We start from the raw sequence: 517 nt of genomic DNA, 5'->3' as shown, positions 1-517 counted from the left end.
GGCCAGAGACGTCATGGGCAAGGCCGGTGTCCTCAACCCGGACGGCACACCCAAGATCGCCACGATCCGCGTCACCGGCCGGGTACACGTACGCAACGGTGACGAGATCGGTTACGACTACCGCACCCGCACACTGGACTTCGGCAACTCCGACGTTCCTTTCAGCGTTGTGGAATCACAAGCGTTGGCAGCAGCATTGGCCAATGACGACCAAGCCCGAGTCGTCGCTATCCTCGAACGCCACGCCACGATCGACTATCCCGAGAACAAGGGATTCGACGTGTACAACGACCAGTTCGGATTCCACTTCGACGCTATCGACAAGATCGACGTCACCTGGCACTGAGGTCGACACGACGACGCATCGTGCCGCACAGAGTATCTCGGCTCCGAGCGGCACTGATGTGACGGTCACGAATCTACCCGACCTCGGCGGGCCTGTCGGCCGGATCAGGAGGATCCCGTCGGCGATGGGCCGGTACGACGCCGCGTCACCCGGTCGAGGCGACACCGAACG

General features: G+C 62.5%; 1 pseudogene. It reads left to right on the top strand.

Going from position 1 to position 517, the window contains the following annotated elements:
* Positions 1-346 (top strand): annotated as a pseudogene (locus tag R1101_RS0125300) (hypothetical protein); the annotation flags it as partial.
* Positions 347-517: the final 171 nt, after the last annotated feature.

This window comes from Rhodococcus sp. R1101, assembly GCF_000278445.1.
GTDB classification, from domain to species: domain Bacteria; phylum Actinomycetota; class Actinomycetes; order Mycobacteriales; family Mycobacteriaceae; genus Rhodococcus; species Rhodococcus gordoniae.
This window is presented reverse-complemented; position numbering and strand designations above follow the sequence as displayed.